The sequence below is a fragment of the Microbispora oryzae genome (assembly GCF_017896165.1).
Taxonomy (GTDB): Bacteria; Actinomycetota; Actinomycetes; order Streptosporangiales; family Streptosporangiaceae; genus Microbispora; species Microbispora oryzae.
This window is the reverse complement of record NZ_JAFCNB010000001.1, coordinates 639,776-664,166: the sequence shown is the minus strand read 5'-3', so window position 1 is coordinate 664,166 and position 24,391 is coordinate 639,776. Positions and strand designations below refer to the sequence as shown.

24 protein-coding genes are annotated in these 24,391 nt (G+C 73.8%); 17 read left to right on the top strand and 7 right to left on the bottom strand.

Annotation, left to right across the window (positions count from 1 at the left end; all coding sequences use genetic code 11):
* Nucleotides 1-76: 76 nt before the first annotated feature.
* The 17 genes from JOL79_RS03055 (at nucleotide 77) to JOL79_RS02975 (ending at nucleotide 19,019) form a co-directional block, all read left to right on the top strand.
* On the top strand, nucleotides 77-1,405 hold the full coding sequence (locus JOL79_RS03055) for an aspartate aminotransferase family protein (RefSeq protein WP_210154034.1): 1,329 nt from the start codon (nucleotides 77-79) through the stop codon (nucleotides 1,403-1,405).
* Complete coding sequence (locus JOL79_RS03050; RefSeq protein ID WP_210154033.1) at nucleotides 1,402-2,391, top strand: Gfo/Idh/MocA family protein; 990 nt, start codon at nucleotides 1,402-1,404, stop codon at nucleotides 2,389-2,391. The genes JOL79_RS03055 and JOL79_RS03050 overlap by 4 nt, the downstream gene beginning before the upstream one ends.
* 3 nt (nucleotides 2,392-2,394) lie before the next feature.
* Nucleotides 2,395-3,447 carry a polysaccharide deacetylase family protein gene (locus tag JOL79_RS03045; protein WP_210154032.1) on the top strand — a complete coding sequence of 351 codons (1,053 nt, stop codon included), beginning with the start codon at nucleotides 2,395-2,397 and terminating at the stop codon, nucleotides 3,445-3,447.
* A 23-nt stretch (nucleotides 3,448-3,470) separates the two neighbouring features.
* Nucleotides 3,471-4,658 carry a hypothetical protein gene (locus JOL79_RS03040; RefSeq protein ID WP_210154031.1) on the top strand — a complete coding sequence of 396 codons (1,188 nt, stop codon included), beginning with the start codon at nucleotides 3,471-3,473 and terminating at the stop codon, nucleotides 4,656-4,658.
* 279 nt (nucleotides 4,659-4,937) lie between these two features.
* The gene (locus JOL79_RS03035) at nucleotides 4,938-6,695 is read left to right on the top strand and encodes a fatty acyl-AMP ligase (RefSeq protein ID WP_210154030.1); all 1,758 of its coding nucleotides are present in this window, start codon (nucleotides 4,938-4,940) and stop codon (nucleotides 6,693-6,695) included.
* A 1-nt stretch (nucleotide 6,696) separates the two neighbouring features.
* Complete coding sequence (locus JOL79_RS03030; protein WP_210154029.1) at nucleotides 6,697-8,334, top strand: acyl-CoA dehydrogenase family protein; 1,638 nt, start codon at nucleotides 6,697-6,699, stop codon at nucleotides 8,332-8,334.
* Nucleotides 8,327-10,006 carry an acyl-CoA dehydrogenase family protein gene (locus tag JOL79_RS03025; protein ID WP_210154028.1) on the top strand — a complete coding sequence of 560 codons (1,680 nt, stop codon included), beginning with the start codon at nucleotides 8,327-8,329 and terminating at the stop codon, nucleotides 10,004-10,006. The genes JOL79_RS03030 and JOL79_RS03025 overlap by 8 nt, the downstream gene beginning before the upstream one ends.
* 51 nt (nucleotides 10,007-10,057) lie before the next feature.
* Nucleotides 10,058-10,330: an acyl carrier protein gene (locus JOL79_RS03020; protein WP_210154027.1), complete on the top strand. Its 273-nt coding sequence runs from the start codon at nucleotides 10,058-10,060 to the stop codon at nucleotides 10,328-10,330.
* Nucleotides 10,327-11,259: a 3-oxoacyl-[acyl-carrier-protein] synthase III C-terminal domain-containing protein gene (locus JOL79_RS03015; RefSeq protein ID WP_210154026.1), complete on the top strand. Its 933-nt coding sequence runs from the start codon at nucleotides 10,327-10,329 to the stop codon at nucleotides 11,257-11,259. Before JOL79_RS03020 ends, JOL79_RS03015 begins: the two co-directional genes overlap by 4 nt.
* A 12-nt stretch (nucleotides 11,260-11,271) precedes the next feature.
* Nucleotides 11,272-12,636, top strand: coding sequence for a preATP grasp domain-containing protein (locus JOL79_RS03010; RefSeq protein WP_210154025.1), 1,365 nt, complete (start codon nucleotides 11,272-11,274; stop codon nucleotides 12,634-12,636).
* Complete coding sequence (locus tag JOL79_RS03005) at nucleotides 12,633-13,892, top strand: type III PLP-dependent enzyme (protein WP_210154024.1); 1,260 nt, start codon at nucleotides 12,633-12,635, stop codon at nucleotides 13,890-13,892. Before JOL79_RS03010 ends, JOL79_RS03005 begins: the two co-directional genes overlap by 4 nt.
* Nucleotides 13,893-13,927: 35 nt before the next feature.
* Entirely contained in the window at nucleotides 13,928-14,191 is a 264-nt protein-coding gene (locus JOL79_RS03000) for an acyl carrier protein (protein ID WP_210154023.1), read from the top strand.
* A gap of 1 nt (nucleotide 14,192) precedes the next feature.
* A complete protein-coding gene (locus tag JOL79_RS02995) occupies nucleotides 14,193-15,029 on the top strand; it encodes a hypothetical protein (RefSeq protein WP_210154022.1) in 837 nt (278 codons plus the stop codon).
* Nucleotides 15,026-15,649, top strand: a complete 624-nt coding sequence (locus tag JOL79_RS02990; protein ID WP_210154021.1) for a hypothetical protein — start codon at nucleotides 15,026-15,028, stop codon at nucleotides 15,647-15,649. The genes JOL79_RS02995 and JOL79_RS02990 overlap by 4 nt, the downstream gene beginning before the upstream one ends.
* Nucleotides 15,646-16,809: an acyl-CoA dehydrogenase family protein gene (locus JOL79_RS02985; RefSeq protein ID WP_210154020.1), complete on the top strand. Its 1,164-nt coding sequence runs from the start codon at nucleotides 15,646-15,648 to the stop codon at nucleotides 16,807-16,809. The genes JOL79_RS02990 and JOL79_RS02985 overlap by 4 nt, the downstream gene beginning before the upstream one ends.
* A 28-nt stretch (nucleotides 16,810-16,837) precedes the next feature.
* Nucleotides 16,838-18,289 (top strand): condensation domain-containing protein, encoded by a 1,452-nt coding sequence (locus JOL79_RS02980; RefSeq protein ID WP_210154019.1) that lies wholly within the window; start codon nucleotides 16,838-16,840, stop codon nucleotides 18,287-18,289.
* 7 nt (nucleotides 18,290-18,296) lie between these two features.
* Entirely contained in the window at nucleotides 18,297-19,019 is a 723-nt protein-coding gene (locus tag JOL79_RS02975; protein WP_210154018.1) for a 4'-phosphopantetheinyl transferase family protein, read from the top strand.
* A 13-nt stretch (nucleotides 19,020-19,032) separates the two neighbouring features.
* Here the strand turns inward: JOL79_RS02975 and JOL79_RS02970 are convergent, their stop codons facing one another.
* The 7 genes from JOL79_RS02970 to JOL79_RS02940 all read right to left on the bottom strand — a co-directional run bounded on the left by JOL79_RS02970 (nucleotide 19,033) and on the right by JOL79_RS02940 (nucleotide 24,373).
* Nucleotides 19,033-20,112: an inositol-3-phosphate synthase gene (locus JOL79_RS02970; protein WP_210154017.1), complete on the bottom strand. Its 1,080-nt coding sequence runs from the start codon at nucleotides 20,110-20,112 to the stop codon at nucleotides 19,033-19,035.
* Between the two features lie 52 nt (nucleotides 20,113-20,164).
* Nucleotides 20,165-21,079, bottom strand: coding sequence for a lysophospholipid acyltransferase family protein (locus tag JOL79_RS02965; protein ID WP_210154016.1), 915 nt, complete (start codon nucleotides 21,077-21,079; stop codon nucleotides 20,165-20,167).
* Entirely contained in the window at nucleotides 21,076-21,903 is an 828-nt protein-coding gene (locus tag JOL79_RS02960; protein WP_210154015.1) for a GNAT family N-acetyltransferase, read from the bottom strand. Before JOL79_RS02960 ends, JOL79_RS02965 begins: the two co-directional genes overlap by 4 nt.
* A 169-nt stretch (nucleotides 21,904-22,072) precedes the next feature.
* Entirely contained in the window at nucleotides 22,073-22,966 is an 894-nt protein-coding gene (locus JOL79_RS02955) for a DMT family transporter (protein ID WP_210154014.1), read from the bottom strand.
* Nucleotides 22,963-23,574 carry a DedA family protein gene (locus tag JOL79_RS02950; RefSeq protein WP_210154013.1) on the bottom strand — a complete coding sequence of 204 codons (612 nt, stop codon included), beginning with the start codon at nucleotides 23,572-23,574 and terminating at the stop codon, nucleotides 22,963-22,965. The genes JOL79_RS02955 and JOL79_RS02950 overlap by 4 nt, the downstream gene beginning before the upstream one ends.
* Nucleotides 23,575-23,817: 243 nt before the next feature.
* Entirely contained in the window at nucleotides 23,818-24,051 is a 234-nt protein-coding gene (locus JOL79_RS02945; protein ID WP_210154012.1) for a hypothetical protein, read from the bottom strand.
* Entirely contained in the window at nucleotides 24,044-24,373 is a 330-nt protein-coding gene (locus JOL79_RS02940; protein WP_307848275.1) for an ArsR/SmtB family transcription factor, read from the bottom strand. The genes JOL79_RS02945 and JOL79_RS02940 overlap by 8 nt, the downstream gene beginning before the upstream one ends.
* Between the last annotated feature and the right edge of the window lie 18 nt (nucleotides 24,374-24,391).

Genomic DNA, 24,391 nt, shown 5'->3' with positions numbered 1-24,391 from the left:
CCCATTCGCGGCGTCCGGCACCCTTGAGCCACGCCGGCCGGTAATGGCCGATACGGCAGTCCGCTGGAGGCCGAATATGACCGTTGAACAGGTGAAATGGGGATTGGCCCCGGACCGCGCGCGGTCGCGGGAGCACTGGGACGCGGAGCAGGAGGTCGTGGGGCCGGGCCTGCAGGCGGTGATGCTGTGGTCCCAGTTGTGCGTGGACCACGCCGAGGGCGCCGTGCTGACCGATCTCGACGGCAACCGCGTCGTGGACTTCCAGGGCGCGGGCGGCGTCAACTCGATCGGCCACGCCAACCCGAGGTTCGTCGCCGCGATGAGCGCCGAGCTCACCGTCGCCCCCGCGGGCGCGTTCGGCTCCGCCGCCAGGCGTGAGATGGCCGAGAACGTGTCCGCCTTCCTGCCCGAGCCGTTCGACCGGATGCAGCTCTACAGCGGCGGCACCGAGGCCGTCGAGGCAGCGCTCCGCCTGGCCAAGTCGGTGACGGGCAAGCACGAGTTCCTGTCGTTCTGGGGCGGTTTCCACGGCAAGACCATGGGGAGCCTCGCCCTGACGGCCGGCGCCCGCTCCGGTCTCGGCCCGCTCCCGCCCGGCTACTTCAGCGCGCCGTACGCGAACTGCTACCACTGCCCGCTCAAGCTGAAGCCCACGTCGTGCGGCTTCGCGTGCGTTGACGTGGCCCGCGACGTGATCAAGCAGAACTCGACGGGCGCGCTCGCCGCCATCGTCGTCGAGCCGGTGCAGGGACGGTCGGGCAACGTCGTGCCCCCGCCCGGCTACCTCACGGCGCTGAAGGAGCTGGCCGCGGAGTTCGACGCGCTGCTGATCGCCGACGAGATGATGACCGGCTTCGGCCGCACCGGCGCCGCCTTCGCCTTCCAGCACGAGGACGTCGTCCCCGACATCCTCACCGTCGGCAAGGGCATGGGCGGCGGCTACCCGGTCACCGGCGTCGTCTCGACCGCCGCCTACATGGCCGCCCGGCCGTTCTCCGACCCGAGCGCCAGCTCGTCCAGCTTCGGCGCCTTCCCGCTGGCGTGCCGCGCCGTCGCCACGACGGTCGAGGTCATGGCCGAGGACAACCTCGTCGAGCACGCCCGCAAGCTCGGGGCGGAGATGCTCGCGGCGCTGCGCCCCCTGGCCGAGGAGGCGCCGCTGGTGGGCGACGTGCGGGGGGCCGGGCTGGCCATCGGCATCGAGCTGGTCGCCGACAAGGAGACCAGGCAGCCGGTGTCCGGAGCGGTCCTGCGGGACACGTTCCTGGCGCTGCTCGAGGCCGGCGTGCTCGTCATGACCGGCGGCAACTCGCTGCGGCTCTACCCGCCGCTCAACGTCGAGACCGAGATGGCCCACGAGGCGGTCGACATCGTCCGCCGGACGCTGATCGGAGGCCCCCGATGAAGGTCGCCATCGCCGGCTTCGGCACCGCCGGCGCCGCCCGGCTGATCGCCTATCGGGGCATCCCCGGCGCGGAGGTCGTGGCCGTCGCCGACCCGTCCCCACGGGGGCGTGAGCAGGCCGCGCGGGAGGGGCTCCGCGCGTACGAGAGCCTGGCCGGCCTGCTCGCCTCGCACGACGTCGACGTGGTCGACGTCTGCGCGCCCCCCGCCTTCCACCGCGAGCTGTCGCTCGGCGCGCTCGCGGCCGGCCGGCACGTCATCTGCGAGAAGCCCGTGGCGTTCCGCGCCGCCGACGCCCGCGAGATGGCGCGGGCCGCGCGGTCAGCGGGACGGCTGCTCTACCCCGCGCACAACTACGGCTTCTCCCCAATGATGCGCCTGCTCACCGAGGCGGCGCAGACCGTCGGGTCCCCCGCGACCGCCCTGTTCCGCATCCAGCGGCAGACGCACGCGCGGGGGGTGGGGGAGTGGTCGCCCGACTGGCGGCGCGACCCCGGCATCGCGGGCGGCGGCATCCTGCTCGACCACGGCTCCCACTGCGTGTACATGGCCACCCGCCTGTTCGGCGGGCGTCCCGGCAAGGTCTCGGCGACGGCGCGCTGGCAGGCCGAGGGGATGGAGGAGGCCATCGACGTCCACCTGAGCTTCCCCGGCGGCACCGCCGACATCGAGCTGAGCTGGGTGGGAGACAGCCGTACGAACCGGTACGCGCTGGCCGGGCCGGGCGGGTCGCTCGACCTCACGGACGGCGTCGCCGTCCTCACCGGTCCCGGCGGCCGGGAGGAGCGCGAGCTGGAGTCCCCGACGCAGAGCTCCACGCACGAGGAGTGGTTCGCGGACATGTTCGCCGACTTCGCCGCTCTGGCGGAACGGCCGGACCGCTGGGCCCGGCCGCTCGACGAGATCCTCTCGACCGCCCAGATCATCGAGGCGGCGTACGCATCGGCCCGGCTGGACGGTCAGCCTGTCACCCTCCAGCAGGGCTGACCGATGTGGTACGCGGGGATCGGCTGGGGGGCCGACGGATACGAGATCGTCGCCGTGGACGGCGCGGGAGCGCCCGTCGCGCCCCCCAACCGGTTCGACGGCACCGGGACGGCGGAGCCCGTCGCGTACCTTCGCTCGCTGGCCGAGCGGAACGGCGGAGACCTGATCGCGGTCATCGACAGCACGAACGGCGTCGTCGACGGGGAGCTCATGGCGGCCGGGGTCACGGTCTACCGCGCCGATCCCTGGGACGTCGCGCCGCGGCCGGCGTTCGGCTCCCCGCCCGCCACGGCGCTGGCGGAGGCGGCCCGCTCGCGCCTGTCCCGGCTCACCCGCCTGAGTCTCGACTCGGGCACTCTGGGCGGCCGGGAGGACCAGGCCGACGCCGACATCGACCGCGGCGCGCCGGTCGAGCGCGAGCTCATCGCGCGGGGCAGGTGCATCGTCCACGCCGGCCGGGCCCAGCCCGAGGTGGCGCTCACCTTCGACGACGGGCCGCACCCGGTGCACACCCCGCGCGTGCTCGACGTCCTGCGCCGCTACCGGGTCACCGCCACGTTCTTCTGCGTCGGCCTGCACGTGCGGGCGCACCCCGGGATCGCGGCGCGGATCGCCGACGAAGGCCACACCCTGGGCAACCACACGTGGTCGCATCCGTACCTGCCGGACCTGGGCCGCGACGAGGTGCTCGGCCAGGTCGACCGGACGGCCGAGGCGCTGCGGCGGGCCACGGGGGAGACGCCCACGCTGCTGCGGCCGCCGTACGGAGGGCGCAGCCCCGAGGTGCTTTCGTGGCTCGCCGAGGCCGGTCAGACCACCGTGCTCTGGGACGTCGAGGCGGCCGACTGGGCGATGGTCGGCGCGCCCGCGATCGTGCGGAACGTCGTGGACGGCACCGACTTCGGCTCGATCATCCTGCTGCACGACGGCGGCGGCGACCGCTCCCAGACCGCCGACGCGCTCCCGGGCATCCTGGAGTTCCTGCTGGTGCGGGGCTGCCGGTTCGTCCCGGTGGACCACCTGCTCGCGAGCGTCCGGGTGCCCACCCAGGCCTGACCGGAAGGGAACCCGAGCCAGACATGGACATCCGAGATATTCGAGACATCAGAGACGTCCGAGACGTCCGCGATATCGACGAGATCGGCGACATCCGTATCAGCGTCGCCGTCATGCATCACCCCCGCAGGGCGGACCGGCTGCCCCGGCTGGTCCGCTCGTGCGCCCCGCTGCGGCCGCGCGTCGTCACCGACCCCGACCCGTCCGGGCCCCCAAGCCCGCTCCGCACGGCCAAGCGGGCCTGGGCGGCCGTCGCGCCCGGCGCCACCCACCACCTCGTCCTGCAGGACGACGTCACGCTGACGCCCGGCTTCGCCGGGCTCCTGAACGGCGCGGTCGCGCAACGCCCCCGGCACGCGATCGCGCTCTACTCCAACTGGAACAGCCCGCAGAACTCCTATCACGTGCGGCGCGCCGCGGCGGCGGGGTCACCCTGGGCCCCCCTGTCGCCCGCGGAGTGGACGCCCACCCAGGGCCTGGTCCTCCCCGCGGACCAGGCGCGGGAGCTGGCGGAGTTCCTCGCGCCGATCCCCGACGCCATCCGCGACGACGACGAGATGGTCGCCCTGTTCTGCGCCGAGCGGGGGATCCGCCCGCTGGCGACCGTGCCGCACCTGGTCGACCACGCCGACGAGCCGACCCTGGCGGGCCACGCGGGCTCCTTCCACGCCACCGTCTACGCGGACGGTCAGGCCCTGCCGCCGGGCCACTGGACGGCCGGTCCCGGGGCAGAGGAGGCGCTCGGCGCGCGGTCGGCCCACCGCGACGCGCGGGAGTTCGTCGTGGAGCTCATCCGGTCGCGGTGCATGCTGCGGTTCGTCCGCCCCGGATCGGGGGAGCCGGTCGAGCACGGCTTCGGCTGGTACTGGGCCGACTGGGCCTCCGTCGCCGGGATCGACCCCGCCCGGGTGCGCGACGAGTTCCACGCTTACGCCCGTCGCGACGGCGTCGGGGCGCCGTACGCCCCGGAAGTCTGGGCGGCGGGATATCTGCTGGGCGCGGACGCGGCCGCGAGCGGGGCCGCGGGCACGATGGCGGGCACCGTCCGGGCCCGGCTGCTGCGGGACGCCGTCGGCTCGTGGATCGACTCCGGGCTGCGCCCCGCCGACCGCCTGACGCTCGGCCCCGCCGGCCGGGCCGCCCTCACCGAGCTCGGCGTCGCCGCCGTGGAGCGCGGCCGCGCCGCCACCCGCCTCCTGGTCCGGGCCTGACCCACGCCCGGCCGGTGCGGACCCCGCCCGCCCCCCGACCGAGGCGGGTGGGGTCCGGTCCAGCCCGGCCCCCGCCGGGTCCCCGATCGGGACCCAGCGGGGGCCGCGGACCGTTCTCGCGGCACCCGCTCGCGGCTACCCCTTCGGGCATACCCCTCCGGCCCGTCTCCTCGTTCGGGCATAGCCCTCCGGCCCGCTCCATAGGCCGCTCGTTCGCCGCTTATGCCCAGGTCGGGGAGCCGGAAGCATGCATGTCAGGTTCCTACCTCAGGAGGGTGCATGCCTGAGCACCACAGTTTCACCGCACTCGTGCGGGACCGGGCCGCCGCGCACGGCGACCGGGTGGCGCTCGTCTTCTCGGCCGATCCGCTCGGCCACTCGGCCGACGAGACGCTGACCTACGCCGAGCTCGACGTCGCCGCCCGGCGGGTGGCCGCGCTGTTGCAGGGGCACGGCCGGGCCGGCGACCGGGTCCTGCTGCTGAACGAGCCCGGCACCGGCTTCGCCGCGGCGTTCCTCGGCTGCCTGTACGCGGGCATGATCGCGGTGCCCGCACCGGCGCCCGACGGCTACCGCCGCCAGCAGGAGCGGCTCGCCGCCATCGCCAGGGACGCGGGCGTGACGATCACGCTGTCGGAGACACCGGGGATCGGGGCGGTGCGGACGTGGGCCGAGGAGTCCAGCCTGACGGGCATCGCCTGCCTGACGGTGGACGGACCGGACCTGCCGGAGGCGGACGCCTGGATCCCGTACGAGCCGGACCGGGACACCCTGGCCTTCCTGCAGTACACCTCGGGCTCGACCGGCGACCCCAAGGGCGTCATGGTCGACCACGAGAACATCCTGGCCAACACCGAGGTGTTCCGCCGCATCACCGGCACCGGCGGCGACCTGCGCTTCGGCGGGTGGCTGCCGATGTACCACGACTTCGGCCTCATCGGCCTGCTGCTGATCCCCCTCTGCCTCGGCACCACCACCGTGCTGATGTCGCCGCTGGCCTTCGTCAAGCGCCCGCATGCCTGGCTGCGCCTGCTCGACCGGCACCGCGTCAACGTCTCGCCCGCCCCCAACTTCGCGTTCGACCTGTGCGCGCAGCGCATCGCCGACGACCAGGTGGAGGGGCTCGACCTGTCGGCCGTGACACACCTGCTCAACGGGTCGGAGCCCATCCGCGTCGCGACCCTGCGGTCCTTCGCCAAGCGGTTCGCCCCGTACGGCCTGGCCCCCGAGGCGCTGCTGCCCGGCTACGGCATGGCCGAGGCGACCCTCGCGGTGAGCTGCAGCGTGGCGGGCCGGGGCGCGGTCTCCACGACCGTCGACGCCGGACGGCTGGCGCTGGGGGCGCTCGTGCCCGCCCCGCCCGGCGACGGCCCCGGCACCTTCGAGCTGCCCAGCAGCGGCCCGCGCGAGGAGGGCGTCGTCATCGTGGACCCGGCGAGCCGCGCGGTGCTGCCGGACGGGTCGGTCGGCGAGATCTGGATCCGCGGGCCGCAGATCGCCCGCGGATACTGGGGCCGCGAGGACCTCACGGCCGCGACGTTCGGCGTGCGGACAGCGGGTGGCGACGGCGGCTACCTGCGCACCGGCGACCTCGGCGTGGTCCACGACGGCCAGCTCTACGTCACCGGGCGCATCAAGGAGCTGCTCATCGTGCGCGGGCGGAACCTCTACCCGCAGGACCTGGAGGCGACGGTCCGCACGGCCCATCCGGTGCTGGCGCGCGGCGTCGGCGCCGTCTTCACCGTCCCCGCCCCTGACGAGGAGATCGTGGTCGTGCAGGAGTGCCGGGCCCGCGACCTCGCGGAGGTCGGCCCGGCGGGTCTGGTGCAGGAGATCAGGCAGGTCCTCGGCCGCGAGTACGGCGTCGCGGTGGGCGGGGTCGTCCTGGTCCGCCCGGCCGAGGTCCAGCGGACCACCAGCGGCAAGATCCAGCGCGCGCTCACCCGCGACCTGTTCACCGGCGACGGGCTGACCGTGCTGCACGAGGATCTCGCGCCGGCCGTACGGCAGCGCTACCGCGCGGGCCGCGGGGTCTGACATGGACGCCCTCGACCTGGACCGGGAGCTCGGCGACCCGGCCGACCCTGCCGCCGTGTTCTCCTACGCCCGCTGCGCCGAACTGGACCGCGCGGAGGAGTTCCCCGCCGACATCTGCCGCGAGCTCGACCGGCTCGGCCTGCCCGCGCACTACGTGCCCGCCGAGGCCGGCGGCGCCCTCCGCTCGTACCCCGAGCTGATCGAGCTGATCAGGACCGTCTCCCGCAGGGACCTCACGGTCGCCGTCGCCCACGCGAAGACCTTCCTCGGGTCGGTGTGCGTGTGGGTGGGCGGCGACCGCGCCCAGGCCGAGCGCCTCGCCGCCAAGGTCGTCTCGGGGGTGCCCGCGTCGTGGGGCCTCACCGAGCGCGGCCACGGCAGCGACCTGCTGGCCGGCGAGGTCGGCGCGACGCCCGCCGCCGGCCCTCGGGGTGGTTACGTCCTGACGGGAGAGAAGTGGCTCATCAACAACGCGACCAGGGGCGGCCTGCTCAGCGTGCTAGCCAGGACCGACCCGCAGGGCGGCCCGCGGGGCTTCAGCGTCCTGCTGGTCGACAAGGGGGAGCTGCCCGAGGGCTCCTACCGGCTGCTGCCCAAGGTGCCCACCCACGGCATCCGCGGCGCCGACATCAGCGGCATCGCCTTCCTCGGCGCGCCGCTGCCTGCCGGCGCCCTGGTGGGCCGGCCGGGCGGCGGGCTGGAGCTGGTGCTCAAGTCCCTGCAGCTCACCCGCACGGTCTGCGCGGGGCTGTCGCTCGGCGCCGCCGACCAGGCGCTGCGGCAGGCCGAGGAGTTCACCGCCCGGCGGGTCCTGTACGGCGGCCCGCTCGTCCGGATGCCGCACGTGCGCCGCACGCTCGGCGAGTCGTACGCCGCCCGGTTCGTCGCCGAGGCGGTCACGCTGGCCGCCGCGCGGGCCGTGCACGCGCTGCCCGAGGAGATGAGCGTCGTCTCCGCGGTGACCAAGGCGTTCGTCCCGGCCCGGATCGACGAGCTGATCTTCGCCTGCGGTGAGCTGCTGGGGACGCGGGCCTTCCTGACCGAGGTCCACGACCACGGGATCTTCCAGAAGCTCAGCCGCGACCACCGGGTGGTGTCGATCTTCGACGGCAACGCGGCGGTCAACGAGAACGTCATCGTCGACCACTTCCCGGCGCTCGTCCGCGGTTACCGCGAGGGCGCGGCCGACCGGGACGGCCTGGGCCGGGCGCTCGACCTGTCGCGCCCGCTGGACGCCCCCGACCCCGCCCGGCTCACCCTGCGCTCACGGCTCGGCTGCGGCCTGGTGCAGGACCTCCGCGCCGCGGTCGCGCGCCTGCCCGCGGGCCCCGCCGTCACGGCGCTGGCGGCCGAGCTGCTGGAGGCGTGCGACGAGGTGCACGACGAGATGAGCCGGCTCGCGCCGTCCGTCAGGGACGTGCCCGCGCGCGCGTTCGCGCTGGCCCAGCGGTACGAGCTGTGCTTCGCGGGCGCGGCCGCGGTGGGGCTGTGGGCGGCGAACCCCGGCTGGCGGGACGAGATCTGGCTGGAGTCGGGCCTCTCCTACGTGCTCGCGCGGCTGCGCCCGGGCACCCGGCGGCGGGGCGAGGTGTTCGACCGCCTGTACGAGGCGGCGGGAAGGGACGGCGGCCATGAGTGACGTCGGCACGCTGGAGCGGATGTTCGGCGACCCGTGGGACCCGGCGAACCCGCTGGGCCACGCCGCGGCGGTCGCCGCCGACGAGCGCGAGGAGATGTTCGGCGAGGGCGAGCGGCTGCTCGACCGGTTCGTGCTGAACGCCGAGTTCGTGCCCGTGGAGTACGGCGGCCGGCTCACCGGGCTGGACCGGCTGGTCCGGATGATGCGCCCGGTCTGGCGGCGCGACCCCTGTCTCGGCCTCGGGTACGGCGCGAGCTCGTTCATCGCCTCGGTGAACGTGTGGACCGCCGGGAGCGACGAGCAGCGGCGGGCCTTCGCGCGCATGATGCTCGCCAACCGCAAGATCGCGTCGGTCTACCACGAGCTGGCCCACGGCAACGACTTCGCCCGCGCCGAGTTCGCCGCGACGCCGGGCCCGCCGGGGACGCTCCTGCTGAACGGCCGCAAGGAGGTCGTCACCAACGCGAAGCGGGCCGACTCGCTGGTCGTCTTCGCCAGGACGTCCCCGGAGGAGGGCAGCCGCAGCCACTCGCAGCTGTTCGTCCACAAGGAGGATCTGCCGCCCGGCCGGATGACCGATCTGCCGCGCTTCCGCAGCATGGGCATGCGCGGGGTGCAGCTCGGCGGCCTCCTCTTCGAGGACTGCCCGGCGCCCGCGGACGCCGTGCTCGGCGCCCCGGGCCGCGGCATGGAGACCGCGCTGCGGTCGTTCCAGCTCACCAGGACGGCCCTGCCGTCCATGATGGTCGGCGTCCTCGACACCGGTCTGCGCACCGCGATCCGGTTCACCTCCGGCCGCGCGCTTTACGGCCGGACCGCCGCCGACATCCCGCAGGTGCGGGCGACCCTGGCGGAGGCGTTCGCCGACCTGCTCGTCTGCGACGCCTTCGGCACCGTCGCGGCCCGCGCCGTGCATCTGCTGCCCGGCGAGACCAGCGTCTACGCGTCCCTGGTCAAGTACATGGTGTCGAAGCTGCTCATCGAGGCCATGGACCGGCTGTCGCTCGTGCTGGGCGCGCAGTTCTACATCCGGGAGGGCGAGCACGCCGTCTTCCAGAAGCTGCTGCGCGACCTGGCCGTCATCGGGTTCGGCCACGCGGCCAGGGTCGCGTGCCTGGCCACGGTGCTGCCGCAGGTGCCGCAGCTCGCCCGGCGGTCCTGGCCCGCGGCGGCGGAGCCCCCCGCGGACCTGTTCCGGCCGGACGCCGAGCTGCCGCCGCTGCCGTTCGACGCCCTGACCGCGGCGGCGTCCGGGCGGGAGAGCCTCAGCACCGGCCCCGGCGCGCTGCTGGACGAGCACGGCGCCGACCCCGACGTGCGGCGGCTCGCCGAGGTGTTCGCCCGCGAGCTCGCCGCCCTGCGGGACGAGGCGCTCGCGCTCCGCCCCCGCGACCTCGGGGTGGCGGCGACGCCCGAGGCGCTGGCCGTGCCCGCGCGGCTGGCCGCCGTACTGGCGGCGAGCGCCTGCCTGGGCGTCTGGCGGCACGCCGGCGACCCCTTCCTCAAGGACCCGGCCTGGGTGGTGGCGGCGCTCACGCGGCTCACCGCCCGCATCGGAACGGGAGACGGGCGGCTGCCGGCCCCGCTGGCCGAACGCCTGCTGTCCGAGACCCTCACCCGGTACGCCGACGGCCGCGCGTTCGACCTCGCCGGCGGCCCGATCCCGGGCTGAGCGGCCGAGCGGCTCACGCGGCTGCGGCCGCAGAGATCAAGGAGACAGGCAATGTCGAATGCCCCATCAACGGAGGACCTGCGCATCTGGCTGATCCAGCGGGTCGCCTCCTACCTGGAGAAGGATCCCTCGGACATCAGCCCCTCGGTGTCGCTGACCCAGTACGGCCTGGACTCGGTCTACGCCTTCGTGATGTGCGGGGACATCGAGGACCATCTCGACCTGCGGCTGGAGCCGACCGTGGCCTGGGACTACCGGACCATCGACGCGCTGGCCGACCATCTCACGACGCTGGTGGACCGGCGGGCCGGAGGAGCCGGATGACGACCCTGGAGGCCGTCGCCACCTACCTGCCGTCGCGGAGCGTGCCGATCCGGTCGATCGCGGACGAGCTCGGGCTCGACAACGCCCAGGTCAGAGTGTTCGAGCGCTTCTACGGCCTGTCGCACATCCTGCGCGAGCCCGACGGCACGGTCGCCGACCTCATGCTCGCCGCGGCGGGCAAGATGGAGGAGCTGCGCGGCCGGGAGCACCGGATCCGGTACGTCATCCAGGCCCGCACCATGCCCGTGGTCGCGCCCTATCCGGTGAACCCCGTCCACGACGTGCGCCGGATCCTCGGCCTCGACCACGCCGAGGCGTTCGCGGTGTTCCACCACGCCTGCGCCTCCGGGCTGCTCGCGGTGGAGCTGAGCGGGCGGCTGCTGGAGGCAGACGGCGACCCGGACGCCCTCGCGCTGGTCTTCACCGGGGAGAAGACCTTCACCCCGGCCGCCCGCACCGTCCCCGGCACCGCCGTGAACGGCGAGGCGAGCGCGGCGGTGCTGGTCGGCCTGGGCGGATCCCGGGACCGGGTGCTGAGCTACGCCACCCGGACGTACGGGAGGTTCAACGCGGGCCTGTCGCTGGCCGACGCGGAGCTCGGCGAGTTCCAGCAGATCTATCCGGACGCGCTGGCGGAGGTCATGCTCGCCGCCGTGGACCGCGCCGGGCTGACCCTCAAGGACGTCGACCTGGTGCTGCCGCACAACGTCAACCGGGTCTCCTGGGTCCGGCTGTGCAAGCTGATCGGCCTGCCGCTCGACCGGGTGTTCCTGGACAACATCCCGGTGACCGGCCACTGCTTCTGTGCCGATCCCTTCCTCAACTACCGCTCGGCCCGCGACCTCGGCCGGCTGAACCCCGGCGACCGCTACCTCATGGCCGCGGTCGGGCTCGGCGCGACGTTCTCGGCCATGGTCTTGGAGCACTGAGAGGACATCGACGTGCAGAACTTCCTCAGCCGGATGAAGAAGGCCCTCACGGGCTCCCCGGACACGCCGCTCGTCTTCCTCGGCAACTTCGAGGTGGAGGACCAGTGGGCGCGGGGCGAGCCGGGCCTGCCCCGGACGTCGTTCTCCGCCGGAGCGGCGATCGTCAACCGCATGGACGAGTTCGCCCTGCTCCTCGCGGGCGAGGGCGACCACGTGGTGCTCAAGGAGGCCCCCGACGACGACCACCTCGCGCACCTGGAAGAGCTCGGCATCGCGCTGCCGGAGATCCTGACGGCCGCGCGCAACGACCCCGGCGCGACGGTGACCAGGGACGCCCTCGCCGACCCCGGCCTGCTCCGGACGCTGTCCGGCCTGGCGGGCGCCGGGGCCCTGCTGTCGCCCCACGGCACCTCGGAGGCGGAGGAGGAGCTGTCGGCCGCCGCGCGGCTGCCGCTCGTGACGCCGTCCGCGGCCGTGTGCAAGGCGGTCAACAGCAAGATCTACAGCCGGCGGCTCGCCGACGAGACCGGCATCAGGCAGGCCACCGGGTGGACCGCCGGCACCCTCGCCGAGCTGGCGGACGCCGTCGCGGCGGCCCGCAGTCTGCTGGCCGCCGGCCGTTCCGTCGTGGCGAAGGACGCCTTCGGCGTGTCCGGCAAGGGCATCACCGTCATCGACGACGAGCGGCGGCTCGACCGGCTGCACGAGATGATCCTGCGCCGGGCCCGGAAGTCCGGAGACCAGCGGGCCGCGCTGCTCGTCGAGGAGTGGGTCGCCAAGAAGGCCGACCTCAACTACCAGTTCACCGTCTATCGGGACGGGTCCTCCCACTTCGACTTCGTCAAGGAGGCCATCACCGAGGGCGGCGTGCACAAGGGCCACCGCATCCCCGCCGATCTGACGCCCGCGCAGGTGGCCGAGCTGGAGGAGACCTCCCGCACGCTGGCCAAGCGCCTGGCGGCCGACGGCTTCTGGGGAGTGGTCGGCGTGGACGCCATGGTCGACCCCGACGACCGGCTCTACCCCGTCATCGAGATCAACGCGCGCAACAACATGTCCACCTACCAGGTCAGGATGCAGGAGCTGTTCATGGCGCCGGGCCAGGTGGCGCTCGCCCGGCAGTACCCGCTGCGCCTCGCCCGGCGCCTGCCGTACGCCCGGCTGCGCGCGGCGCTGGACGACCTGCTGCTGGCCGGGCCCGGGGGCGCGGGCCTGCTGGTCAACAACTTCGCCACGGTGAACGCGGGCGCGGGCGACGGCCCGTTCGACGGCAGACTCTACGGCCTGCTGCTCGCGCCGGACCGCGCCGCCCTGGCCGCCCTCGACCGAGAGATCGCCGGACGGCTCCACGCCGAGACAGACAGGAGGCCGTCATGAGCGGCGAATACGAGGTGCAGGGCATACCGGTCTCCGAGCTGGCCGAACGGTTCGGCACGCCGTTCTACCTGTACGACGGCGACGCGCTGCGCGAGCAGTTCCGCGGGCTGCGCACCCGGCTCCACCCCCGGCTGGAGATGTTCTTCTCCCTCAAGTCGAACCCGAACGTGTCGGTCTGCGCGCTGCTGGGCGGGCTCGGCGCCCGCGCCGAGGTGTCCTCGCTGGCCGAGCTCGTCACCGCGCTGCGGGCCGGCGTCACGCCCGAGAACATCATCTTCCTCGGCCCCGGCAAGAGCCGTGCGGAACTGCTGGCCTGCCTCGACGAGAAGGTGCACGCCATCGTCTGCGAGTCGGCCGGCGAGCTGGAGCTCATCGACCGGCTGGCGGGCGAACGGGGCGTCGTGGCCGACGTGGCGCTGCGGGTCAACCCGAGCTTCTCCGTCAAGGGCTCCGGCCTGACGATGGGCGGCAAGCCGCGCCAGTTCGGCATCGACGAGGAGCAGCTGCTCGCCGAGCCCGGCCTGGCGGCGCGCTTCCCGAACGTCCGGCTGATGGGCGTGCACGCCTACATGGGCACCCGCATCCTGTCGGAGGAGGTGGTCGTGGAGAACACCGTGCGCATCCTCGACCTCGCCGAGCGGCTGTCCACCAAGATGGACTTCCCGCTGGAGCTCGTGGACGTCGGCGGCGGCCTCGGCGTCGCGTACTTCCAGGACGAGCGCGACCTCGATCCGGCCCTGCTCACCGGCCGCCTCAACCCCGTGATCGAGGAGTTCGCGGCCCGCCACCCGCACACCCGGATGATCATGGAGCTGGGCCGCTACCTCACCGCCCCGGCCGGCACGTACGTCGTCCGCGTCCGCTACGTGAAGACCTCGATGGGGGAGAACTTCGCGGTCGCGGACGGCGGCACCAATCACCACATGGCGGCCGTGGGCATCGGCTCCTTCGTCAAGCGCAACTTCCCGATGCGCCTGCTGAGCCGCGACGAGCCCGCCACCCAGGAGTGGTACGTCACCGGCCCGCTGTGCACGCCCAACGACACCATCGGCAAGCTCGTCCCGCTGCCGCCGCTGCGCCCCGGCGACCTGCTCGGAGTGCTCCGCTCCGGCGCGTACGGCCCCAGCGCGTCCCCGGTCCTGTTCCTCAGCCACGGCTCGCCCGCGGAGGTGCTCGTCGTGGACGGCACGGCCCGCCTGGTGCGGGAACGCGACGACATCGACGACCTCCTCCGCCCGCAGCACCTCGCCCTGTGATCGTCAGACACCCCCGAACGAGAGTTGGGACAGCAATGAGTGAGACCCAGGTCATCGACCGCGGCACCATCGTCATCGCCATCTCCGCCGCCCTCGCCGACGTGCTCAAGCGTGAGGCGGACCAGATCGCCGAGGGCACCCGCCTCTTCGACGACCTCGGGCTCGACTCCACCAGCGTCCTTGAGCTGCTGATGCGCATCGAGGACGACCTGGGCGTCGAGTTCGACACCGACACGCTGGAGCAGCGGCACTTCGAGACCGTCGGCACCCTCGCCGACTACGTGGCCGAGCAGGCCTGACGTGCGGCTTCACCGGATCGAGTCGCGGACATTCGGCGAGGGCGTCCCGTTCCTGCCCGAATCCGCCAGCCCCCTGCTGCGGAGCTACGTCGACGACCTCACCGCGCTGTACGGCATGACGGCGAAGGCGGGCTTCCTCCGCACGGCGCGACGGCACAGCTACGCCGACATCGCGGGCGGCATGCTGCGGGAGCTGGAGCCGCTCCCCGGCCCGGTGGGCCTGCTGGCCGTCGCCACGGCCGTCCCCGACTCCGACCTGCTCCAGTCGCCGACCTCGTTCCTGGCCGACGCGGTCCCCGGTAACCCGCTGCCGCTCGGCGTGGTCGACCAGGGGGTCGTGGCGCCGTTCACCGCCCTGCGGCTCATCCAGCGGTTCGCCGCGGACGGTTCGTACGGCACCGCACTCCTGATGATCATGGATCAGCGGACCCTGCCGTACGAGCCGGAGATGCCGTCGCAGGCCCGGCCCGAGGCGGACGCCGCGGTGGCGCTGGTGCTCTCCGACGAGGGAGCGGCCGGCGGCCTCGCCGTGCGCCACCGCGTCGGGGTGAGCCCGGACGAGGCGGCGGCCGTCCTCGCCGAGGAGCTGGCGGCCGGGCGGGCGGGGGACGACGTCACAGTCGTGGCCGGCCGCGGGGTCCTCGGGCTCCTGCCTGCCGGGCTCGCCGAGGTGCGGGAGGCCGCCCCCGGGCTGCCCTGCACCGGCGTGTGGGCGGCGCTCGCCGACGGGATGCCGCGATGGCGGTCCGCCGGCCGGCGGGTCGTCGTCTGCGACTACGACCGGACCCTGCGCTATCTGAGCACGTGCGTGATCGACGTGGAGGCGGTGGACGCATGACGACCGAGATCGGCGCCCGCCTGCGGGCGGCCGCCCGCGAGGACGGGCTGGTGGCCGCCCTGCGGCTGCTGAACGAGGAAACAGGCGGCGGCGCGCTCGCCCACGGCCCGGCCGGGCACGCCGTCGCGCCCGTCGCGCCCGCCGCGCCGGCCGGTGGGACGGCGACCGTGGTGCGGACGATCGAGCTGCACGGCGACACGCTCGTCGCGCTACGCGACCCGCAGGGGCGGCGGGCCCGTCCCGCCTGGTCGCTCGGACTGCTGTGGCTGCGGCTCGGCCTGTCGGAGGCGCTGCTCGACCACTGCCTCGCCTACCTGGGCGAGCGGACCTCCGGCGACACCCCGCTGCTGCTCCAGCAGATGGTGAAGGGACAGCTCGCCGAGGCCGTGACCGACCACCTGGAGATCGAGACCCTGCTCGCCGGCACGGAGCCGGACGACCTCGGCGACGACACGGCGGCCTGGCTGCACGAGCGCGTCACCCGGGCCGACCGCACGCTGCTGCGGCTGCTCGGCGGCAGCGGCTTCCGCGCCGACGGCCCCGGCGCCACCGCCGACGTCTCCGAACTGCTCGCCGACGCGTACGCGGGCCGGGACCGGACCGAAGAGGTGAATCGATGATCGAGCTCGACGACCGGCTGCTCGTCCTGCGACGTTACGCCCGGGAATGGGGCGCCGACCTGGCCGGCCTCGCCCTCGACCTCGAACGCTCCCCGGAACTGGTGCACAAGCACCTCGACCTGCCGGGGGTGTCGTTCCTGTCGCGGACGCCCATCCCCGCCGAGTACAACCCCCATCCGCTCGTGCTCGACGGGCACCGGTTCTACGGCGTGGGCGGCCTGGAGCGGGTCACGTTCTGCGAGGAGTTCGCGGCCGCCGACGTCGGCATGCTGCTGGCCGCGCCGGGGCCGTCGCTGTCCGGCGTGTTCGTCGCCCTGCTCGGCGACGAGCGGCAGAAGGAGTGGTTCTTCGGCCGGCTCCTCGAACGGCCCACCTGGACGTTCTTCGCCCTGACCGAGCCGGAGCGGGGATCGGACGCCGGCTCGCTGCGGTCGGCGCTCCGCCCGGCGCCCGACGGCGAGACCCTGCTGCTCGACGGCGCCAAACGGTTCATCGGCAACGCCGCGAGGGCCGACCTCGGCGTCGTGTTCGCCCGCACGCGGCCGGGGCCCCTCGGCGTGGTCGCCGCGCTGGTCGAGACCGCGCAGCCGGGGTTCAGGGCGACGCCGTTCCCCACGGTCGGCCTGCGGGGCAACCAGGTCAGCCAGGTGACCCTGGACGGCGTGGAGGTCCCCGCCGGCCGCGTGCTGGGACGGCACCTGTCGCCGACCCGGCGCGGCCTGGCCGGCGCGGTGCGCGGATTCAACCGGCTCCGCCCCGGCGTGGCCGCCCTGGGCGTCGGCATCGCCCGCGGCGCGTACGAATACGTCCTGGCCAACCGCCGCTCGTTGACCGCCGGGGAGCGCGCCGACCTCGACGCGATGGGCCGCGGCATCGAGGGCGTACGGCAACTGGTGCGGCGGGCGGCCCTGGCCATCGACCACGACGACCCCGCGCTCGGTTATCTCGCGTCCGCGGCCAAGGCACGCGCGGCGCGGCTGGCCGAGGAGGTCACCCTGCGGGCGACGGGCTTCTTCGGGGCCGGCGCCCGGCTGGAGCATCCGCTGCTCGACAAGTTCGTCCGCGACGCCCGGGGCGTGGAGTATATGGAAGGCACCCGCAACATCCAGCGGCTCAACGTCTTCCAGGGGCTCACGCAGGGCAGGCTCCCCAGGGGCTGAGGAAGCGGGTTCGTCGGGAGTACAGGCGATGATGGCGAAACTGGTCCGGCATCTGGTCCCGTTCCACGGGACGCGCTCCGTCACCGGGCCCTTCACCTGGCGGCAGCGGCAGATCTGGCGTGACATGGAGGTGGTTCCGGAGGCGGCATACCAGGTGACCCAGGTCATGCCGGTGCCCGGCGGCCTCACCGTCGAGGACGTGCTGGCGCGCATCGGCGTGATCGTCAGCAGGCACGAGGCGCTGCGCAGCCTGTTCGGCGTCGATCATGGAGGCGAGCCGGGCCAGCGGGTGCTGTCCGCCGGCGTCGTGGCCGTCGACGTCCTGACGGTCGAGTCGCGGGGCGAGACCGACCTCGGGCGGGTGCTCAGGGAGGCGGAGTCGGGACTGGCCGACCGGCCGTACGATCCCGCGGCCGACCTGCCGTTCCGCGCGCTCGTGTGCGTGATCGACGACGCGCCCGGCATGGTCATCCTGTGCGCGTCCCATCTCGCGGCCGACCTGACCAGCATGCGCCTGCTCGTGGGCGAGCTGTCCGAGGAGGTCTCCGCCGCCGCGGAGGGACGCGCGCCGACGCCCCCGCCGCGGTCGCGCACCCCGGTGGACCAGGCGCTGTGGGAGGGCTCCGCGGAGGGGCGGGGACGCCTTGAGGCCGCGCTCCGCTATTGGGCGGAGCAACTGGCCCTCGCGCCGCCCCAGATCTTCCCGCCCGCCGCCGGTCCCGCCTCGACGCCGCGCTTCTGGCGCGGCGGGCTCGTCTCCCGGGCCGTGCCCGTCGCGCTGCGGACGCTCGCGACGGCCTGTCACACCACCACCTCGATGGTGCTGCTCGCCGCCACCGCCGCCCTGCTGGGGCGGATGACGGGCCGGCCGCGGTGCGCGCTCAGGCTGGTCGCGCCCAACCGGCTCGCACCGGAGCTCAGGTACGCCGTGGGGCATCTCGCGCAGGAGATCGTCGCCACGATCGACGTGGACGGGGAGCTCTTCGAGGATGTGGTGCGCGAGACCTGGTCTGCGGCCGTCCGGGCCTACCGCCACGGGCTGTACGACCCCCGGCACGCCGACCGGCTGGTGCGGGACGTGGCGGTGGCGCGGGGCACGGTCATCGACCTGTCGTGCTACTACGACGACCAGTGGGTGGACCCCTGCCGCCGCCGCGAGTGGACCCTGCTCCCGCCGGCCGACCTGCGCGCCGCGCTGGCCGACACCGTCTTCCGGTGGGAGGACCGCACGGAGGAGGACAGCCTCACGTTCTCCCTGGAGGTCTACGACGTGTTCGGCGAACCGGACATGATCCGGATCAGTCTGATGGCCGACACCCGCTACATACCGCCCGGCTCGATCGAGGCGTTCCTGCGCGGGCTGGAGCGGCTGCTCGTCACGCTGACGGACGGGGAGGTCCGCCTGGCCGAGATTCACCGGCCGGCCGGAGCCGCGGGCGGCGGAACCGGCGACGGAACGGATGGCCGGGCCGATGACTGAGCCGGTGATGACTGAGACGGTGACGCCCGAGACGGTGACGCCCGAGACGGTGACGCCCGAGACGGTGCGGGTGTGGCGGATCCGGCTCGACGTGGGTGACGACGTCGTCGCGCGGCTGCGGCCGGTGCTCGACGGCCGGGAGCGGGCGAGGGCCGACCGCCTCGTCAGCGCCGGCCACCGCAGGCGGTATGTCGTGGCCCACGGCGCGCTCCGCCACATCCTGTCCGCGCGTCTGGGCGTACCGCCCGGGGCGCTGCGCTGGACGGCCGGGCCGAACGGCAAGCCGCGCGTGGCCGGCCGGGCGGACGTGGAGTGGAACCTGTCGCACTCGGGCGACGTGGCGCTGGTCGCGGTCACCGGGGGACGGCCCGTCGGCGTCGACGTGGAGACCGCGCGCCCGGCCTTCGACGCCGGGGCGTTCGCCGCCCGGTTCTTCCCGGCCGAGGACGGCCGCTACCTGGAGGACGGCGAGGGCGAGGGTGTGGGCGAGCGGTTCGCGCGGCTGTGGACGCGCAGGGAGGCCTGTGTGAAGGCCGCGGGGGCGCGCCTGGCGCAGGGGCTCCGGTTGCCTGTCGGCGCTCCGGGCCCGCTTCTCGTGCGGGATCCCACCGGAACGCTACCGGGCCCCTGGCTGGTGTGGGACGTCGAGGTTGATGAGGGCTTCGTGGGGGCGGTCGCCCTCGCGGGCGCCGAACCCGTCCGGGTGGTCACGGCCGGATGGAGCCCGTGACGCCCGGAGCGGTTCAGCGCTCGAGCTCGCCGCGGATGAACTTCTCGACGGCGTCGCGGGCGGTGTCGTCGGAGTACTGCTCCGGCGGTGACTTCATGAAGTAGGACGACGGCGACAGCAGCGGGCCGCCGATGCCGCGGTCGAGGGCGATCTTGGCGGCGCGGACGGCGTCGATGATGATGCCGGCGGAGTTGGGGGAGTCCCAGACCTCGAGTTTGTATTCGAGGTTGAGGGGGGTGTCGCCGAAGGAGCGGCCTTCGAGGCGGACGTAGGCCCATTTGCGGTCGTCGAGCCAGGGCACGTGGTCGGAGGGGCCGATGTGGACGTCGGCCTTGGCCATCTCGTGCGGGATCTGGGAGGTGACCGACTGGGTCTTGGAGATCTTCTTGGACTGGAGGCGGGTGCGCTCCAGCATGTTCATGAAGTCCATGTTGCCGCCGAAGTTGAGCTGGTAGGTGCGCAGCAGTTCGACGCCGCGGTCTTCGAACAGTTTGGCCAGGACGCGGTGGGTGATGGTGGCGCCGACCTGGGATTTGATGTCGTCGCCGACGATCGGGACGCCGGCGGCGGTGAACTTGGCGGCCCATTCGGGGTCGGAGGCGATGAAGACGGGCAGGGCGTTGACGAAGGCGACCTTGGCGTCGATGGCGCACTGGGCGTAGTAGCGGTCGGCTTCTTCGGAGCCGACGGGCAGGTAGGAGACCAGGACGTCGACCTGGGCGTCCTTGAGGGCCTGGACGACGTCGACGGGGTGTTCGTCGGACTCTTCGATGATCTCTCGGTAGTAGGCGCCGAGGCCGTCGAAGGTGGGGCCGCGCTGGACGGTGACGCCCAGCGGGGGCACGTCGCAGATGCTGATGGTGTTGTTTTCGGAGGCCACGATGGCCTCCGACAGGTCGCGGCCGACCTTCTTGGCGTCCACGTCGAAGGCCGCGACGAACTCCACGTCACCCACGTGGTAATCGCCGAACCGCACGTGCATCAGGCCCGGCACCCGACTGCCCGGATCCGCGTCCCGGTAGAAATGGACGCCCTGAATGAGGGAGGTGGCGCAGTTGCCTACGCCGACGATGGCCACGCGTACCGAACCCATTCGGTTTGCTCCCGTCGCTGAAGTGGGGATTCGCTAGCCATCCAAGACCAGCTCAGCGAGCCCCGACCAGACGGTTGTCGGGTATCGGACAGCCGCCCGGCCGGTCGGCGGCGGCCTCGGCCGGGAACGTTCCGGAGCCGCTCAGCCCCAGCTCATCCGCCACGGCCCGCTGGGCGAGGCGGGCGAGGAAGCGCCTGTCGTGGCGGGAACCCGACAGCTCGCTCGGGGATATCTCCGGCAGCGCGGTCACCTCGGCGACGAGCGAGCGGGCCCGGATCACCCGGCGCAGCGACCCGGCCATCGTGTCGTCCCCGATGTAGGCGGGGTCGGTGGCCGGCCGGCCGTAGGCGTCCCGGTATCGCACCGCGATCGGCCGCACGGGGACGCCCGCGTCCACGGCCGCCTGGAAGAACGCGGCGCGGAAGCGGACGGGTTCGGCCCCGCACAGGGTGGTGGCCTCGGGGAAGACGGTCACGGCGTCCCCGGCGCGCAGCGCGTCCCGCACCCGTCCGACCGTTCCGGGCAGGGCGTGCAGGCGCTCGCGCCGGTGGAAGATGGTCCCCGCGCCGGCGACCAGGGTGCCGAGCACCGGCCACGTGCTGACCTCGTGCTGGGAGACCATCCGGCAGGGCCGGGCGGCCGACAGCACGAGCGGGTCGAGCCACGAGATGTGGTTGGCCACCAGGAGCACCCCGCCGGAGTCGCCCGCGAGGTAGCCCGCCAGGTCGCCGGTCACCGTCGTGCGCACGCCGATCGCCCGGACCGCCAGCCGGGTCCACGCCCGGGCGACACGGGCGCGGGCGTCCGCCCGCAGCCGCCGGGCGACGAGCGCCAGGACGAACCCTGTGGCGATCATGAGGAGGACGCCGCAGCCGCGGGCCAGGCGGCGGCCCGCTCCTGCCGTGGCGGCGGGGGCCGTTATGCAGGTTTCCGGGGTGCAGGGGGAGTCGGGGATCCAGACGCTCATGCGGCAACTCCGAAGACGTGGCGGGCGTACCGGTTGTCGGTGTCGTTCAGGGAGAGGAGCAGGAAGAACTCGGCCGTGCAGTAGACCGGGTCGTGGGCCGGCGGCCCGCAGACGCGAGCACCCAGCCGGAGGTGGCCCTGCAGCAGCGGCGGCACCCGGAACCGCTCGCCGGCCGAGGAGGCCGGGGGCGACCCCGGCGGCGACTCGGGCGACTGCGGCGGCGGGCCGGGAGGCGACTCGGAGGGCGGCCACGGTGACGGCCACGGTGACGGCCACGGGCCGAGGGGCGACACCCGCAGGTGGGGCGGGGCCAGGTGACCGCGCGACACGCGGTCCCACACCCCCGCGGCGAGGACGCCGCCGTCGTGCAGGGGCACGGGATACGACCCGGCGAGCCAGGTGTGCCCCCGCTCGCGAGCGTAGGCGCCCATGCCGCTCCACAGCAGACGCATGACGGCGCCGTCGCGGTGAGCGGGGTGCAGGCACACGCGGCCCACCTCGACCAGATGCCGCCGTATCCCCGCGAGCCGGCCCAGGTCGAACCGTCCGTCGGCGTGCAGGATCCGGGCACGGGCGGGGGGCAGCAGCCGGCAGGTGCCGGCGACCAGCCCGGTCGCCCGTTCCCTGACGAGAACGTGGTCGCAGGAGAGGTCGATCTCCTCGATGTCGATCCCGGGGACGGGGGAGACGCGCCCGGTCCCGAGCTCGGCCGGCAGCACCTGGTGCCGGAGCCGGAGGGCGTCCCACACGTCCGCGCTGTCCTGGGCGAGGGCCAGCGTGTACGGGGAACCGGAGGGGCTGGAGGGCGTGATGAAGGGAGACATGGCGGAGCTTCCTTCGGCATGAGAGACCGGCATGAGAGACCGGCGTGGGAAACCGGCGCGAGGGACCGGGGTGACAGACCGGCCGATCGGGCGGGGCCGGGCGCGGCCCGGGCCGATCCGGTGGCCCTGGGCTGCGCTGGACTGCGCTGGACGGCGCTGGCGGCTCTGTCTAGGCGGCCGTGGTGACGGCCGGCGCCGCCGGGCTCGCCTCGGCGTGGCCGGTGTCCGGCGAGCGCCGTCCGAGCGCGGCCGTGCCGGCGACCACCAGCGCGGCGGCGGCGAGGGCGCCCGCGAGGCCGCCGGGGTCGACGGGCAGCCGCTCGTGCAGCAGGAGCACGCCGACGGTAACGGCGGTCACGGGATCGGCCACCTGGACCGTGGCGTACGCGACGCCGAAGTGGCCCGTGGAGTAGGCGCTCTGCAGCAGCACGAGCGCGCTCGCCGCGACGAACGGCATCACGAGCGTGAACCAGTTCAGCAGGCGGGAGACGTCGTGGAGGGCGCCCTCGGCGATCACCCGGTTGAGCGTGGCCGCGGAGGCGTACATCAGCCCGGACGCGATCGCCAGCAGGGCGGCGCGGGCTCGCGGCGAGACCCGCTTCCCGGCGAGGTGGCAGAGCAGCGCGAGCAGCGCGGTGATCGGCAGGAAGCGCAGCGCGTCGCCGGACGTCAGATGGGGGGCCGCCGTCGTGGGCGGGACGAGCAGCACGAGCGCGATGAGCCCGGCGGTGACCGCGGCCGCGGCGGCGAGCTCGGAGCGGGCCGGACGGCGGTGGTGCAGCATGGCGGCGATCGGCACGGCGAACAGCAGGCTCGCCACCGTCATCGGCTGCACCACGGTCAGCGGGCCGAGCCCGAGGGCGAGGAAGTGCAGCAGCCCGCCCGCCAGGATCGCCACGCCGCCGAGGAGCCACCGGGGCCTGCGCATGAGGATGGCGAGGCGCCCCAGGAGGGACGCGCTGGACGTGCCGGACGCGGCCTCGTACTGCTGGAGGGCGGCTCCGAGGGCGAAGGAGAGCGAGCCGCCGAGCGCCACCTCGGCGGCGGCCAGGGTCGCGGTCATCGGCGGCGCACCTTCCTGCTCACGGCGGTGACGGTGAGGATGAGCGCGACGAGCACGGCGGACGCGGCGTAGCCCATCTGGCTCCCGTGCGCGCGCAGCGCGGTCCCGGCCAGCGCGCCGATGCCGAGATAGGTGGCGGCCCACACCAGGCAGCCGGCCGCCTCCCAGGCGATGAAGCGGCGGTACGGCATGCCGAGAGTGCCGGCGATGACGGGCACCATGGAGTGCAGGACGGGCACGAAGCGGGTGGCGATCAGCGCCCTGCCGCCGCTCTCGCCGCGGGCGACCTCCTCGGCCCGGGCCCAGCGGCCCTCGCCGAGCCTGCGGCCGAGGCGCGAGTATCGGACGGCCGTGCCGTACCGGCTGCCGATGAGGTAGCCGATGGTCTCGCCCATCATGGCGCCGAGGGCGGCCGCGGCGATCAGTGCCGCGTACTGCCAGGGCGTGCCGACGGTCGTGCCGAAGAGCAGGACGGCGGCGTCGCCGGGGACCAGCAGGCCCACGAGCAGGGAGGTCTCGGCGGCCATGAAGAGGAACGTGGCGAGCACGACGGCCGGGCCGTGCTGCCCCGCCAGGGTGTCGGCGAGGTCGGCGAGAGAGGAGATCACCGCTCCCCACCCCCGCCCGGCTGACTGGACTTGCCGGATGCGTGCACGGTGTGCTGTCCTTCCAGGGGACGTCGGTACTGGTCAGCACGGTTCCGCGGATGAATGAGTTGGCGCTCGCCGCGGGCCGTGTGTGGTACGTCGGATCCGGCTTGCCGGCCGGGTCCACCGCTCCCTGCGTGGGTCGCCGAGTTGCCGCTCGGCGGCCCACGCTGTCGTCGGTCGTGTCGTGTCGTTTGTGTCGGGTCAGTCGATTTCCTTGAGCAGGCGCTCAAGGGAGGCGACGCGCTCGCGCAGCTCGGTGAGCTCGTCGGCGACCCGCCCCATGGCGGCCGCCGACTCCTCGCTCAGCGTGCGGAACGACTGCTCGCGGGAGATCAGCGCACGGGCCCGGTAGGCGGCCGTGACCTGCCAGATCGCGACGATCAGGAGCACGGTCGCGGCGATGATGATGCCGAGGACGAGCACGTTGTCATTCATCGCCGGTGCCCTCCGACAGGGTCGTCGCGGCCCGTGCCACGCTCTCCGGGGTCAGCAGGAGCTCGAACTCCGCCAACTCGTAGAACTTCATCGCCTTTCCGTCCTCCGATAGTTCCAGTGATCCGGTGACCAGGCCGGCCGACTCCAGCTTCCGCAGGTGCACCGTCAGCAACGGCCGGCTCATGCTCATCTCCCTGGCGAGCTGGCTGACGTACCGTCTCCCCTCGGCCAGGGCTGCGATCACGCGCAGCCGATGGGGGTTGGACAGCGCGGACAACGTCCTCAGGAGTTCGTCGCCGCTGATGTCGTCTGTCTTGCTCACCACCTCGACCTTTCATGC

Bases quoted from the DNA above. Each gene is read 5' to 3' on its own strand.
- JOL79_RS03000 (WP_210154023.1), top strand. From the start codon at position 13,928: ATGAGTGAGACCCAGGTCATCGACCGCGGCACCATCGTCATCGCCATC.
- JOL79_RS03035 (WP_210154030.1), top strand. From the start codon at position 4,938: ATGCCTGAGCACCACAGTTTCACCGCACTCGTGCGGGACCGGGCCGCC.
- JOL79_RS03015 (WP_210154026.1), top strand. From the start codon at position 10,327: ATGACGACCCTGGAGGCCGTCGCCACCTACCTGCCGTCGCGGAGCGTG.
- JOL79_RS02955 (WP_210154014.1), bottom strand. From the start codon at position 22,966: ATGACCGCGACCCTGGCCGCCGCCGAGGTGGCGCTCGGCGGCTCGCTC.
- JOL79_RS03040 (WP_210154031.1), top strand. From the start codon at position 3,471: ATGGACATCCGAGATATTCGAGACATCAGAGACGTCCGAGACGTCCGC.
- JOL79_RS02965 (WP_210154016.1), bottom strand. From the start codon at position 21,079: ATGAGCGTCTGGATCCCCGACTCCCCCTGCACCCCGGAAACCTGCATA.
- JOL79_RS02975 (WP_210154018.1), top strand. From the start codon at position 18,297: ATGACTGAGACGGTGACGCCCGAGACGGTGACGCCCGAGACGGTGACG.
- JOL79_RS03045 (WP_210154032.1), top strand. From the start codon at position 2,395: ATGTGGTACGCGGGGATCGGCTGGGGGGCCGACGGATACGAGATCGTC.
- JOL79_RS02945 (WP_210154012.1), bottom strand. From the start codon at position 24,051: ATGAATGACAACGTGCTCGTCCTCGGCATCATCATCGCCGCGACCGTG.
- JOL79_RS02980 (WP_210154019.1), top strand. From the start codon at position 16,838: ATGATGGCGAAACTGGTCCGGCATCTGGTCCCGTTCCACGGGACGCGC.
- JOL79_RS02970 (WP_210154017.1), bottom strand. From the start codon at position 20,112: ATGGGTTCGGTACGCGTGGCCATCGTCGGCGTAGGCAACTGCGCCACC.
- JOL79_RS03025 (WP_210154028.1), top strand. From the start codon at position 8,327: ATGAGTGACGTCGGCACGCTGGAGCGGATGTTCGGCGACCCGTGGGAC.
- JOL79_RS03050 (WP_210154033.1), top strand. From the start codon at position 1,402: ATGAAGGTCGCCATCGCCGGCTTCGGCACCGCCGGCGCCGCCCGGCTG.
- JOL79_RS02985 (WP_210154020.1), top strand. From the start codon at position 15,646: ATGATCGAGCTCGACGACCGGCTGCTCGTCCTGCGACGTTACGCCCGG.
- JOL79_RS03020 (WP_210154027.1), top strand. From the start codon at position 10,058: ATGTCGAATGCCCCATCAACGGAGGACCTGCGCATCTGGCTGATCCAG.
- JOL79_RS02990 (WP_210154021.1), top strand. From the start codon at position 15,026: ATGACGACCGAGATCGGCGCCCGCCTGCGGGCGGCCGCCCGCGAGGAC.
- JOL79_RS02960 (WP_210154015.1), bottom strand. From the start codon at position 21,903: ATGTCTCCCTTCATCACGCCCTCCAGCCCCTCCGGTTCCCCGTACACG.
- JOL79_RS03005 (WP_210154024.1), top strand. From the start codon at position 12,633: ATGAGCGGCGAATACGAGGTGCAGGGCATACCGGTCTCCGAGCTGGCC.
- JOL79_RS03055 (WP_210154034.1), top strand. From the start codon at position 77: ATGACCGTTGAACAGGTGAAATGGGGATTGGCCCCGGACCGCGCGCGG.
- JOL79_RS03030 (WP_210154029.1), top strand. From the start codon at position 6,697: ATGGACGCCCTCGACCTGGACCGGGAGCTCGGCGACCCGGCCGACCCT.